This is a genomic window from Rhizobium oryzihabitans (genome assembly GCF_010669145.1).
Lineage (GTDB): Bacteria > Pseudomonadota > Alphaproteobacteria > Rhizobiales > Rhizobiaceae > Agrobacterium > Agrobacterium oryzihabitans.
Window position 1 is genome coordinate 1239607 of the sequence record NZ_CP048635.1, and the last position, 11664, is coordinate 1251270.

An 11664-nucleotide genomic window follows, 5' to 3' on the forward strand; every position below is an offset into this window, starting at 1 on the left:
AGAATTTTCTGCCGCCCCCACTTAAGGATATTATCCTCTAATCTCTCTGCCGTCATGCTCGGGCTTGTCCCGAGCATCTGCAACCGTTTGATTTTACGATAGGTGGTTGGATCTTCGGGACAGGCCCGAGGATGATGGCGGAGTTTTGGGCAAAGTTGTCTCCCCTAATCCCGCGCCTTTTCCCTCACGAAACCGGCGTGCCGTCGAGAAGGTAGCGCACGTCCCGCACCGGCTGCACCGGTTTGCGGAAACGGGCTGTCTTGTCGGTCCAGAGGCCGTGCGTGATGGCAGGCAGGGCCGGCAGGCGTGTCAGTGCGTGGCTCAGTGCGCCTCCCATTCCCTTTTGCTTTTTCGCATCGAGAAAGTGGCGAAGCTCGAATTTGGCGCGCACATGTTTCTCGTGTTCGCGCAGGATCGCCGTCTCGCTTGCTGAAAGCTTGCAGCCGGCGAGTATCGCCCTGTCCGCCTCATATAATCGGCGAAGATCTTCGGTGCTGTGACGCCCGCTCAGCGAATTGCCACGAACGATCGCGCCATAACCGCAATGGCGGATGACCTTGTAGCGGGCACCGGCGGCAAGTGCGCGCACGTAAAGCTCGTAGTCTTCGCCAAGCCGCAGGGCCTCGTCATAACGCAGCGCGTGTTTGTCGAGAAAGGCGCGGCGTATCACCGGCTTCAGAAAGCCGGTTTCCCCGCGCTCCACGCCGGGTCTGGAAATGTTTCCTTCCACGAACTCTGTCAGTGACAGAAAGCGGGCTTGCGGCTCAAAGCGGGCAGGCTGCATGGAGGATGCGCCTGGAACATATTGCTGGATAAAGGCGATATTGTCCGCGACGAGGTCCCAGTCGTCATCGGCCAGCATGGCGGCGAAACGGCCTCTGAAAAAGAAGTCGTCCGCATCGAGAATGCTGATCAGCGGCGCGGATGAAATGGAGATGGCGTGATTGCGCGCGGCCGAAGGGCCACGATTGATCTCGAACCGCACCACTCTCAAGCGGCCCGTGCCGTCGTCTGCCGCATGGGCCACCTCGCTCGTCGCGTCGGTCGAGCCATCGTCGATCACCACGACCTCCGCGACTTCCGGTTCCACAAGGGCGGAGCGGATGGCGATGTCTATCGTTTCGGATGCATTTTTTGCAGCGATGATGACGCAAATGGGCTGTGAACCGCTCACCATGGAATGTCCTTCTGCTGTGACGAACCGTCAGGATTTGGCCAGCAGAAAGTGTCAGGGGTGTGGATGCAAGTGATTTTTTTTGCATCGCAATAAATCACTGTGCGTGAAATGTCACATATCGGTCAGTTTTGCGCCATGCGGCGGGGCGTTATTTGCGGCGTCCGCCGTTACATTCTCGGCGCTGCGATCACGCGAGAATGTCTCGCGCATCCGGCGCTTCTCCCGGGCAACGAGAACCAGAATTGCAATAAAATAACCCACTTGCAGAATGACGGCGCAGATAAGGGTCTGGATAAATGCCGTATAGAGCGACCCGTGAATGAAATATGTGGCAACCGCAAAGATGAGCAATGCACCGATCATGCTGAAAAAAACACGAGGTGCATACATGGTGCTCTCCTCCCGAGAACGATTTCTCCATTTTTGGCTGCGCTGCGGCATTTTTTTTCTTTGCAAGAAATATACGATGAGACCGGTGTTGTTTCAACACACATATACTTCTTCTATCTGCCATGGCATGAAATTTCGGTAATCTTGATTGGTAAATTCCTTGGTAATCGGCGTTTTGCCCGTGTCATATCGGTCTAAAAGCGCGGCCCAGGTCGTCCGCTCACCGTAAAACCAGCCTTCTCGCGTGCTCTGCAGACTTCGTTAACCATCTCGCCTTTAAAAAAGTCGGTATTGATTCCTCAGACGAGCAGGGTGCCCGCGTGACGAAGAGTTCAGAAGTAATCGCCTTTCCGGCAAAGAACCGTATTGCCGACGTAAAACGGTGTGCAACCATGCTCGACCAGCTGCATGGTGTGGAGGCGAATGATTTCTGGCGCAGGGAATGCCGTGAACTGGCCGCCTATCTGATGGGTCTTGGTTATGAGGACGCCGCCATGCGGCGCGAGGTCATGGAGTTTCAAAACGCGGTGCAGGCGGAATTATGGGCGGGCGATGTTGCCCCAGAGGCGCGCCGCGACAGCCACTGAGGCCTCAGCGTTTTCCCTAAAAAAAAGCCGGCGGGTGTCGCACCGCCGGCTTTTTTGTTTTTGCCTGTTCCGATCAGGAGGCGCTGGCGCCGCGTGTGCGGGCAACACCGTCGAGAGCGGGCTTATATTTCGGATCGAGCCGTGCCGCATGCCCATAGGACTTGGCGGCCTTGGCCATCTCGCCGCGCCGTTCATAGACCAGCGCCTGATTGGCCCAGGATTCCGCGACGTTGCCGTCGAGCGAAATGGCGTGGTTGAAATCGGCGAAGGCGTTTTCGTCGTCGTTCAGCGCGACATAGGAAAGGCCACGGCCATTATAGGGCTCCGGCGAGGTGGAGGACAGCGAAATGGCCTTTGAGAAGTCCTCGATTGCCTGGGCGTGCTGGTTGCGCAGCTGGTAGATCAGGCCGCGATTGTGCCATGCGCGTCCGTCGGTGGTCTCAAGCTCGATAGCGCGGGAGAAGTCGTTAAAAGCCTCGTTCACGCGTCCGGACTGGCGGTAAAGATTGCCGCGGCCGATCAGCGCTACATCATAGCTCGGATTGATCTGCAGGGCCGCATTGTAGTCCTGCAGGGCCTGCTGCTGTTGGCCGGAGTTGCGGTAGACCAGCGCGCGGTTGGCATAGGCCTGGTAGAAGCGCGGGTTGAGCTGCAGCGCCTTGTTGAAATCCTCTATGGCGCGGCGGGAATCACCTGCGCGACCGTAAGCCGAACCGCGGACATTGTAGCCTTCGGGATCCTGCGGATTGGCGTTGATGACCGAGGTGAGCGAGGCGATGTTTTCCTGCGAGCCCTGGGCGCGGTCGATCCTGAAGACATCATCCGTCTGGTTGGACGTCGCGCAACCGGAAAGTCCGGCGAGAACGGTGCAGACGACAAGGGAAAGATGAAGCCGCTTGTTGTTTCTCAGCGGTACCCGGCGCGTGGAGGCATCGGAGTTGTTTACAACACAGGCATCAACAGCGGTCATTCGGTGTGGGTTCCCTCGCCGGCCGGTCTCATAATCGTTGTCCCACGATCGGTCTCCGGCCACAAACACAAAGAGCGGCGGCGAATTGATCGCCCCCGCCCAACAAGCATTCAAAAACGTCCAAAAGACGGCCTATTAACGGCCTGCGCGCGGGGCCGCAATCAGACCTTCGCGCTGTGCACGCTTGCGTGCCAGCTTGCGAACGCGACGAACGGCTTCAGCCTTTTCGCGAGCGCGCTTCTGGGAAGGCTTTTCGTAATAATCGCGCATCTTCATTTCGCGGAAAATGCCTTCGCGCTGCATCTTTTTCTTGAGAGCGCGAAGCGCCTGATCAACGTTATTGTCGCGGACTAGTACCTGCACGTGAATCCCGTTCCTTTTGTTTGGTTATCTTGCTGCGCGAATAAAGGCATTCGCGCGCAAACACAAAATCGTTCGCTAGGCCGTTTTGGCCGTGCGATTGGTGACGTGCATTATCAGATCATTTACGGCAAGTCCAGCCGGTAACCCGCAAACAACCGCTAAAATGCGACCGGTCCGCCTTTCTTGCCGTCATGTCAAAACAAAACCATCGCCGCGTCGCAAAAGGGATATTGCCTCCGGCCCCGATTTGCCATGTGTATTATACGTGCCGGCGCCATGATGCCCGGCTTCTGGCCGGTTCTTGAGGAGCAGACAGCGAATGCGCAAATATTCCGTTTTTGCCGTGGCGCGCGAGGCGTTGCGGGGTCATAAAGGGTGGGATGCGCAATGGGCCTCGCCCGAGCCGCGCAAGGACTATGATGTCATCATCATCGGCGGCGGCGGCCACGGTCTTGGAGCCGCTTATTATCTTGCCAAGGAACATGGCATCACTAATGTCGCGGTGCTGGAAAAGGGCTGGCTCGGCGGCGGCAATACCGGCCGCAACACCACCATCATCCGCTCCAATTATCTCTATGAAGAGAGCATGGATATTTATGAGCATTCCCTGAAGCTGTGGGAAGGCCTGAGCCAGGATCTCAATTACAACGTCATGTATTCGGCGCGCGGCGTTATGATGCTGTCGCACAATATTCATGACCGGCAATCCTTCAGCCGGCACATCAACGCAAACCGCCTTTATGGTATCGACAATGAATGGCTGACGCCCGAACAGGCAAAAGCATATTGTCCGCCGCTCGATATTTCCGGCAATGCCCGTTATCCGATCAATGGCGCCGCGCTCCAGCGTCGCGGCGGCACGGCGCGCCATGATGCGGTCGCCTGGGGATACGCGCGGGCGGCCTCGGATCGCGGCGTGCACATCATCCAGAATTGCGAGGTCACGGCCATCAGGCGCGGGCCGGACGGTGCGGTGACGGGTGTTGAAACCAATCGCGGTTTCATCGGCGCGAAGAAGATCGGCGTTTCCGCCGCCGGTCACTCCTCCATCGTGATGAAGATGGCGGATGTGCGCGTACCCCTGCATTCCAACCCGCTGCAGGCGCTGGTGTCGGAACCGCTGAAGCCGATCTTCCCCTGTGTGGTGATGTCCAACACGGTCCACGCCTATATTTCGCAATCCGACAAGGGCGAGTTGGTCATCGGCGCGGGCACCGACCAATACAACTCCTATTCCCAGACCGGCGGCCTGCAGATCATCACCCATACGCTGGATGCAATCTGCGAGCTCTTCCCGATCTTCCGCCGCGTCAAGATGATGCGGCAATGGGGCGGCATCACCGACAACACGCCGGATCGTTCCGCCATCCAGAGCGTGACGCCGGTGCCCAATCTCTTCGTCAATTGCGGCTGGGGAACGGGTGGTTTCAAGGCGACGCCGGGCTCCGCCAACCTGTTTGCGCATCTGATCGCCCGTGGCGAGCCGCATCGTCTGGCGGCCGGTCTGACACTCGACCGCTTCCGCACCGGACGTCTGATCGATGAGGCCGCCGCTGCCGCGGTGGCGCATTGATGCTGGCGGCGGCTTTGGTTGCGGCCAACATGTCGGGTGCGGCGGCCGTCGTGCCCGCAGGCAGCTTCGTTCCCGAGGCGGACGATTTTCGCAGCCAGCAAATCCGCAGGATGCAGGGTGAACGCGAATGGCCCTTCGTGGCGGAAAAAGGCCTGCTTCTCTGCGCGCCAAGCCTGATGGAGAAGCTCGTCTATTTCGTCGGCGAGAAGGAGAATGGCGAACAGGACGAACCCTTCGCGATCGACACCGACATGATGGCGGTTGCCATCATCAATATGGGTCGGGCCTCGGCGCTGAAACCATTCGATAATTTCGAGCAGCTCTTGAAGCGGCTTTCCCCCTTTGTTGCGATGGGAAAGCGGCTGTGTGACCAACCCGCCGGAAGCATGCTTCCGGAAAGTTCTCTTTGAAGGTGGAGCGACGATGCTTCTGATCCATTGCCCCTATTGCCGGGAAGACCGTTCCGAACTCGAATTCCGCTGGGCGGGTGAAGCCCATATCGCGAGACCGGAAAACATCGCCGATATTTCTGACGAGGCCTTCGCCGAATATTTCTTCATCCGCGACAATGACAAGGGTCTCGTTTTCGAGCGCTGGCGTCACATTCACGGCTGCGGCCGGTTCTTTAACGCCGCCCGCGATTCCGTCAGCGATAAATTTTTGATGACCTACAAGGCAGGCGAACCGAAGCCGGATGTCGAGACGGTTCTTTCCGGAGAAAAGGGAGCAGGGCAATGAGCGGCGCTTATCGCATCAAGGGCGCTGGCCGCCTGACACCCGCCAGAACCGCGCGTTTCACCTTCGATGGCAAGATCTATCAGGCGCTGGAAGGCGATACGGTCGCATCCGCGCTTCTGGCAAACGGTGTGCATCTGATCGGCCGTTCGTTCAAATATCACCGGCCGCGCGGCTTCCTCTCCGCAGGTCCGGAAGAGCCGAATGCGCTGATCGACGTCTCGCGTGACAGCATGCGCAAGCAACCGAATGTCCGCGCCACGGTGCAGGATGTGTTCGACGGCGCGATCATCGCCTCGCAGAACCGCTTTCCGTCGCTGGCCTTCGATATCAGCGCAATCAACGATTTCCTGTCGCCGATGTTTGCGGCCGGTTTCTACTACAAGACCTTCATGTGGCCGAAGGCCGCCTGGCATAGAATCTATGAACCGATCATCCGCCGCGCTGCCGGTCTCGGCAAGGCGCCGAGCGAGCCGGATGCGGACCACTATTCCGGCCGATACGCCCATTGCGACGTGCTGGTGGCCGGCGGCGGCGTTGCTGGCCTGACGGCGGCTCTCGCGGCGGCGAAAACCGGCGCCAGCGTCATTCTGGTTGATGAGAATGCCGAAGTTGGCGGCGCGCTGCGTTTCGATACCCGCACGGTCATAGACGGCCTGCCCGGCTATGAGTGGGCGCAGAAGGTTCTGGCCGAGCTGAAATCCTTGCCCAATGTGCGTGTTCTGACCCGCACGACGGCCTTCGGTTATTACAATCATAATTTCGTGGCGCTCGCGGAGCGCGTGACCGATCACCTCGCCACGCCGGCCAGACACCAGCCGCGCGAGAGACTGTGGCAGGTCCGGGCCGGGAAGGTCGTCCTGGCGGCAGGTGCGATCGAGCGTCATATGGTCTTTGCCAATAATGACCGTCCCGGCATCATGCTGGCCTCGGCTGCCCGTATCTATCTCAATCATTATGGCGTGAGCGTCGGCAATAATGTCGGCGTCTATACCGCCCATGATTCCGCCTATGAAACGGCATTCGATCTGAAAAAGGCAGGCGTGAAGATCGCCGCCATCGTCGATTGCCGCGAGAACCCCGATGCCCGACTGCTGGATGAGGCGCGGGCTCTGGGCATTGAAGTGCTGGCCGGCCATAGTGTTTACGACACGGCGGGACGCCTGCGCGTTTCTTCCATGACCGTTGGCCGCAATGGCGGCTCGAACAAGCGCAAGATCGCCATCGATGCGCTCGTCGTTTCGGCCGGTTGGACGCCTTCGGTGCATCTCTTTTCGCAATCGCGCGGCAAGCTGAAGTTTGACGCGGCTAACCAGCGCTTCCTGCCGGATATCCATGTGCAGAATTGTGTGTCCGTCGGCGCCTGCAACGGCACGGACGATCTCACCGCATTGATTGCCGAGGCTGCCGCTGCTGGCGGTGGCGCCGTGGAGTTTTCCGGCGAGAATGCGCGGGCCTGGACCGGCGGCATGATCGGCGCTGCCGAAGGGGCAGGCGAGGGCACGGGCGTCAAGGCCTTCATCGATTTCCAGCACGATGTCTGCGCCAAGGACATTCGCCTTGCCGTGCGCGAGGGCATGCACTCCGTGGAACACATCAAGCGGTTCACGACCAATGGCATGGCGTCAGATCAGGGCAAGATGTCCAACATGCACGGTCTTGCCATCGCTTCTGAAGCGCTTGGACGGGATCTGCCGAAGGTCGGTCTCACCACCTTCCGCCAGCCCTATACGCCTGTTACCTTTGGCACGCTCATCAACCATTCGCGCGGCGCGCTGTTCGATCCGGCCCGCAAGACGCCAATGCATGAGGAAGAGCTGGCGGCCGGTGCGGTCTTCGAGGATGTCGGCAACTGGAAGCGTGCATGGTTCTTCCCGCGCCCGGGTGAGGACATGCACGAGGCCATCAACCGCGAATGCAAAACGGTTCGGACAAGCGTCGGCGTGTTCGATGCCTCGACACTCGGCAAGATCGAGGTTGTCGGACCGGATGCGGCGAAGTTCCTGAACCTCATCTACACCAATGCCTGGGATACGCTGAAACCCGGCCGCTGCCGTTACGGTATCATGACCCGCGAGGATGGTTTCGTTTACGACGACGGCGTTGTCGGGCGTCTTTCCGAGGATCGTTTCCATGTGACGACGACGACGGGCGGCGCGCCGCGCGTGTTGCAGCATATGGAGGATTATCTCCAGACCGAATTCCCCGATCTGAACGTCTGGCTGACATCGGCCACCGAACAATGGGCGGTGATTGCCGTGCAGGGCCCAAAAGCGCGGGAAGTGATCGCTCCTTTCGTTGAGGGCATCGATCTTTCTCCGGAGGCCTTCCCGCATATGGCGGTCGCCGAAGGCACCTTCTGCGGCGTGCCGACGCGCCTCTTCCGCGTATCTTTCACGGGCGAACTCGGCTTCGAAATCAACGTTCCTGCCGACTACGGCGCGGCCGTCTGGACCGCGATCCGCGAAAGGGCGGAGGCCGTGGGCGGTTGCCTTTATGGCACCGAGACCATGCACATCTTGCGCGCGGAAAAGGGCTACATCATCGTCGGGCAGGATACCGATGGCACGGTGACGCCTGATGATGCCGGGCTCGCCTGGGCGGTTTCGAAAAAGAAGACGGATTTCGTCGGTATCCGCGGTCTGAAGCGCCCGGATCTGATGCGCTCCGGCCGCAAGCAGCTTGTGGGCCTGAAGACAAAGGACCGGCTGACCGTTCCCGAAGAAGGCGGCCAGATCGTCGTCGATCCGAACCAGCCGAAACCCATGACCATGCTCGGCCATGTCACATCCGCCTACTGGTCGGAAAATCTCGGCCACTCCATCGCGTTTGCGCTGGTGGCCGATGGCCGGGCGCGCATGGGCGAAACGCTCTATATACCGCTCGCCGATAAAACCATTGCCGTCGAAGTGACCGACATGGTCTTCCTCGACAAGGAAGGAGCCCGTCTCAATGGCTGACACGCTTCACGCAAAACGCAAATCCGTCCTTGAGGATTTCCACGGCGGCTCGCCCTTCGTCTCGCTGAAACCGGCCGCTTCCGCCTCGCGGCTATCACTCCGCGCACGGGAAAGCGCCGTGCCGGCCCTGTCAGAGGCGCTCGGCCTTGCCTTGCCCACCAGCCCGAAAACCTCGGTAACATCAGGTCTGCGTTCCGCTCTCTGGCTCGGTCCGGATGAATGGCTGGTGATCGATCAGGGCGAAAGCGACCTGGTGGCGGCCTTCGCCGGCGTTTCCGGCCTGTTTTCGGCAACCGACATCTCCCACCGCAACACGGCCGTCATCGTCTCCGGTCCCGGCGCTGAGGCGGCACTCAATGCCGGTTGCCCGCAGGAACTATCGCTCGAAAAATTCCCGGTGGGAGCCTGCTCGCGCACGGTTTTCGGCAAGGCGGAAGTCGTGCTGCTGCGCGTGGCGGACGATACGTTCCGGGTGGAGTGCTGGCGCTCCTTCGCTGAATATGTCGGCGGCCTGCTACAGGAGGCGGCGCAGGACGTGGCGGTTTGAGCCGCCGCCCAGCTTGCCTAGGCCCTGTTCTTCCATCCCCGCCATTCCACCCATCGCCCATGGAAATCGGCACGGCCGATTTCCTGCTTTTCGCCGGTCGGCCAGATTTGCAGGGTAATGGCGGCGCCTCCCGGTGTCGCATCCGCTTCCATCTGCAGCCGGGCAAGCGGGGCGTCCGGCGTGGCATGGGCGCCTGCTTCGGCAATCAGTGTCTCGCCCGTCTGTTTCAAGGCGTCCGGCAGATATTGCCAGGCGATGGAATGATAGACGACATGGGCAGCGCCCGAATGTTGCGTGGCAAGGCGGCGCTTCAGCCAGTCGATTGCGTCGGCCTTTTCGACATGCAAACCCTTTTCCACAGCAATCCGCAGGGCAGCCGCCGTCCGCTCCAGCCTGTCGGTCTGATCGGCCCATACATAGGACATCAGCCGCAGACGGTCCTCGGTTGAGGACGGGTCGAGCGGGTTGAGATCGCAGCCGGCGCGCTCGATGATCTCAATTGGCGTATTGGGCGGCGCGTTTCCGCGCCATTCCGGCGACATGAAGACCTCGGATTGTTCGCCCCAGGCAAGATCGCCAAGGCGATATTGGTAACGGTCAAATTGCAGGTTGAGGCCGGCGCTCGCACCGACCTCGGAAAGAACCAGTGGTTTGCCGGTAAGCTCTGCCAGTGTGAGAAAGCCCGGCAACAGCACGGCGGAACGGCGGACTTCATTGGTCTGAGGCGGTGATTTCAGCCTTTCAAGGATGAAGGCCGAATGGAAACGCAGGGCATCCGTGCAGGCCTGCCAGAGTGCACCTTCGTTTTCTGGCGCGATATCGACCAGCGGTGCGATCTTGTCCTCGATGACAAGCGCATGTAGCGCACCGGCGAGCCGCAGGGGTACGGAATCACCGGACGGACCGACATCGCCGGGCCAGGACAAAATCTTCTCGCCAACCTCCGTCTGTCGGTCCAGCCGCGTCGCCACGGAGCGGCATAGCCGCGCGGTAAAGGGCGAGCCGAGGCTGTCGCAGGCTCTTGCCTGAGCGAGAAACGCATTCCTTACGGCTTCGTCATGCATTTGGCCGTCTCCTTTGCGCAGTCCGGCGTTAATTTGCCCGGCCGGCCTCGCCATTGACGAGGGCTTGATCATCAAAACCAAAATTTCGCATCAGCGCACGGTGTTCGTCTGATCCAAGATAATGAAGGAGCGCCCCATCGACAGCGCTCTGGAGTTCCCGGTCTGATGGGCGGAAAGCAAATGCGCCTGGGGCCGCTGGTCGTTCTTTCGGTGAAACGGTGACAATCTCCAGATCCAGCTCTGGATTTTGCTGCAGAAAACCGAGATGCGCCATGGCCACGCTGGCATAGGCATCGGCGCGGCCGTCGAGGACAGCTTGAGCGGCTTCGTCGTAGGTCTCGCAGATGAGAATGCGGTCATCGGAGACGCCCGCTTCCATAATCATACGATGTTGGATCTGATCCCGGATAGCGGCCAGCGTAATCTCGTGATTTTTCGCTGCCGAGGCGTATCCGGCCAGATTTCCCGGGTTACCCTTCCTCACGAGAAGTCCATCCGGCAACGCCCAGATGGGACGGCTGAACGCAACGATCTTTCTGCGTTCAGCCGTATCGAAGAGGCCCGTGGTCATGTCCCAAAGGTTATCGTTCAGGCCGGGCAACAATTGCGAGAATTCGGCTTCGATGAATTCAATGTCGCGAATACCGATCATGGCCAGAATAACCTTCGCCAACTCCACATCGCACCCGGTGACATCACCGGTCTCGTTCCTGTAGTTGAACGGAGGTTCTATCAAATATGCGAATCTCACAGACACTCCGATCTCAAATTGGGATTTACTTCGCCATCAGGCGTCCTGCGGTCTGTCCTCGGGGTTGAACTGGGTGATGGTCGTCCAGCGGGCGGTGAGCGCCGGTTTCTTCTCGTTTTCGATCTCCACCGTCACATCATAGGTCGTCACCAGCATGGCGGCGCCGCGAAAACGCGCCTCGGCCAAGATGAAACGACCACGCACCCGTGCTCCGCTTTTGACCGGCGTGACGAAGCGAACGGCGTCAAAGCCGTAATTGATGCCCATGGTCGTTTCGCGAATGCGGGGCAGGGCATCGTAATTCAGAGCCGAAAGCAGCGAGAGTGTGAGGAACCCATGCGCGATGGTGCCGCCAAAGGGGCTTTCCGCCTTGGCGCGCTCCGGGTCTGTGTGGATGAACTGATCGTCCAGCGTCGCTTTTGCGAAGGCGTTTATCATCGACTGATCGACCGTGATCCAGTCGGAAACGCCCAGTTCCGTGCCGACGAAATTTTTCATTTCCGCCAGCGCTATGTCCTTTGCCATGTTACCTCTTCTGGGTTGTCTC

13 protein-coding genes are annotated in these 11664 nt (G+C 59.7%); 6 read left to right on the forward strand and 7 right to left on the reverse strand.

Going from position 1 to position 11664, the window contains the following annotated elements; translation table 11 throughout:
- Positions 1 to 184 precede the first annotated feature (184 nt).
- Both G3A56_RS22495 and G3A56_RS22500 read right to left on the reverse strand, forming a co-directional pair.
- A complete protein-coding gene (locus tag G3A56_RS22495; protein WP_082185115.1) occupies positions 185 to 1177 on the reverse strand; it encodes a glycosyltransferase family 2 protein in 993 nt (330 codons plus the stop codon).
- A 111-nt stretch (positions 1178 to 1288) separates the two neighbouring features.
- Entirely contained in the window at positions 1289 to 1567 is a 279-nt protein-coding gene (locus G3A56_RS22500; RefSeq protein WP_035223727.1) for an exopolysaccharide production repressor protein, read from the reverse strand.
- A gap of 320 nt (positions 1568 to 1887) precedes the next feature.
- Here G3A56_RS22500 and G3A56_RS22505 point away from each other — a divergent pair, with 320 nt between their 5' ends.
- Positions 1888 to 2154, forward strand: a complete 267-nt coding sequence (locus G3A56_RS22505; RefSeq protein ID WP_035223725.1) for a DUF6074 family protein — start codon at positions 1888 to 1890, stop codon at positions 2152 to 2154.
- A gap of 73 nt (positions 2155 to 2227) precedes the next feature.
- On the opposite strand, the gene G3A56_RS22510 is transcribed toward G3A56_RS22505, so the two are convergent.
- Positions 2228 to 3124 carry a tetratricopeptide repeat protein gene (locus tag G3A56_RS22510; RefSeq protein WP_035223723.1) on the reverse strand — a complete coding sequence of 299 codons (897 nt, stop codon included), beginning with the start codon at positions 3122 to 3124 and terminating at the stop codon, positions 2228 to 2230.
- Between the two features lie 135 nt (positions 3125 to 3259).
- Positions 3260 to 3487 (reverse strand): 30S ribosomal protein S21, encoded by a 228-nt coding sequence (gene rpsU / locus G3A56_RS22515; RefSeq protein WP_080838961.1) that lies wholly within the window; start codon positions 3485 to 3487, stop codon positions 3260 to 3262.
- A 319-nt stretch (positions 3488 to 3806) separates the two neighbouring features.
- Between rpsU and G3A56_RS22520 the strand changes: the two genes are divergently transcribed.
- The 5 genes from G3A56_RS22520 to G3A56_RS22540 are packed head-to-tail and all read left to right on the forward strand — an operon-like array spanning position 3807 to position 9302.
- On the forward strand, positions 3807 to 5060 hold the full coding sequence (locus G3A56_RS22520) for a sarcosine oxidase subunit beta family protein (protein WP_003498360.1): 1254 nt from the start codon (positions 3807 to 3809) through the stop codon (positions 5058 to 5060).
- The gene (locus tag G3A56_RS22525; protein ID WP_164056832.1) at positions 5060 to 5470 is read left to right on the forward strand and encodes a hypothetical protein; all 411 of its coding nucleotides are present in this window, start codon (positions 5060 to 5062) and stop codon (positions 5468 to 5470) included. The genes G3A56_RS22520 and G3A56_RS22525 overlap by 1 nt, the downstream gene beginning before the upstream one ends.
- A gap of 13 nt (positions 5471 to 5483) precedes the next feature.
- Positions 5484 to 5798 carry a sarcosine oxidase subunit delta gene (locus tag G3A56_RS22530; protein ID WP_082185114.1) on the forward strand — a complete coding sequence of 105 codons (315 nt, stop codon included), beginning with the start codon at positions 5484 to 5486 and terminating at the stop codon, positions 5796 to 5798.
- Entirely contained in the window at positions 5795 to 8755 is a 2961-nt protein-coding gene (locus tag G3A56_RS22535; protein WP_082185113.1) for a sarcosine oxidase subunit alpha, read from the forward strand. Before G3A56_RS22530 ends, G3A56_RS22535 begins: the two co-directional genes overlap by 4 nt.
- Positions 8748 to 9302, forward strand: coding sequence for a sarcosine oxidase subunit gamma (locus G3A56_RS22540; protein WP_082185112.1), 555 nt, complete (start codon positions 8748 to 8750; stop codon positions 9300 to 9302). Before G3A56_RS22535 ends, G3A56_RS22540 begins: the two co-directional genes overlap by 8 nt.
- A gap of 17 nt (positions 9303 to 9319) precedes the next feature.
- Here G3A56_RS22540 and G3A56_RS22545 read toward each other — a convergent pair whose 3' ends face one another.
- From G3A56_RS22545 to G3A56_RS22555, 3 genes are read right to left on the reverse strand one after another with little or no spacing between them, the layout of a single operon-like run.
- On the reverse strand, positions 9320 to 10366 hold the full coding sequence (locus tag G3A56_RS22545) for a DUF2332 domain-containing protein (RefSeq protein WP_082185111.1): 1047 nt from the start codon (positions 10364 to 10366) through the stop codon (positions 9320 to 9322).
- Between the two features lie 28 nt (positions 10367 to 10394).
- Positions 10395 to 11123 carry a transporter substrate-binding domain-containing protein gene (locus tag G3A56_RS22550; RefSeq protein WP_343044294.1) on the reverse strand — a complete coding sequence of 243 codons (729 nt, stop codon included), beginning with the start codon at positions 11121 to 11123 and terminating at the stop codon, positions 10395 to 10397.
- A gap of 30 nt (positions 11124 to 11153) precedes the next feature.
- Entirely contained in the window at positions 11154 to 11642 is a 489-nt protein-coding gene (locus G3A56_RS22555; RefSeq protein WP_003498368.1) for a MaoC family dehydratase, read from the reverse strand.
- Between the last annotated feature and the right edge of the window lie 22 nt (positions 11643 to 11664).